Source organism: Lutibacter sp. HS1-25, from assembly GCF_004121075.1.
Taxonomy (GTDB): domain Bacteria; phylum Bacteroidota; class Bacteroidia; order Flavobacteriales; family Flavobacteriaceae; genus Lutibacter.
On record NZ_RHLN01000148.1, the window covers coordinates 2,186 to 2,863 of the forward strand.

Here is a 678-nt window from a genome sequence, read left to right on the forward strand (position 1 = left end):
TATATAATGACAACTGACAGAGTAAAAACGTTTGGCAACACCTCATAAAATTTATGCTTACTTTTAAACTAAATAACGAACCGACAAACATTAAACTAACGATTTGCTACGTCCGAAAAATCTCCGATTTTCCAGTCGCACAAATCTTATAAAAGCCCGTTGGCTTTAATTAACGAAAAAGATTAAATGAAATCTCACAAAGAAAAAATTGATAAATTAATTACACTTGAAAGAGAAAATAATTTATTAAATCACATTTCTACAAGTTTGGCAACACCTCATAAAATTTATGCTTACTTTTAAACTAAATAACGAACCGACAAACATTAAACTAACGATTTGCTACGTCCGAAAAATCTCCGATTTTCCAGTCGCACAAATCTTATAAAAGCCCGTTGGCTTTAATTAACGAAAAAGATTAAATGAAATCTCACAAAGAAAAAATTGATAAATTAATTACACTGAAAGAGTAAAAACGTTTGGCAACACCTCATAAAATTTATGCTTACTTTTAAACTAAATAACGAACCGACAAACATTAAACTAACGATTTGCTACGTCCGAAAAATCTCCGATTTTCCAGTCGCACAAATCTTATAAAAGCCCGTTGGCTTTAATTAACGAAAAAGATTAAATGAAATCTCACAAAGAAAAAATTGATAAATTAATTACACTTGA